The following is a 234-nucleotide window of genomic DNA, read 5'->3' on the forward strand; positions in this document are numbered from 1 at the left end:
TAGTTGCTCTGGGCTACCTTGCTCTACGATTGTCCCGTCACTCATAAATACCACTCGATCCGCTACTTCTCTTGCAAAGGCCATTTCATGGGTGACAATAATTAGGGTTTGCTTTCGCTGGGCCAGTTTTTTTATCAAGGCCAGCACTTCGCCCACCCATTCAGGATCAAGTGCCGAGGTGGGTTCATCACACAAAATGGCTTTGCTATGGGTGGCCATTGCTCGACCAATACC

General features: G+C 49.1%; 1 pseudogene. It reads right to left on the reverse strand.

The annotated features are described in order from the left end of the window. Window positions 1-234: pseudogene (locus Q4528_RS16290) on the reverse strand (peptide ABC transporter ATP-binding protein); the annotation flags it as partial.

It is taken from the genome of Staphylococcus pasteuri, from assembly GCF_030547725.1.
Classification (GTDB): domain Bacteria; phylum Bacillota; class Bacilli; order Staphylococcales; family Staphylococcaceae; genus Staphylococcus; species Staphylococcus pasteuri.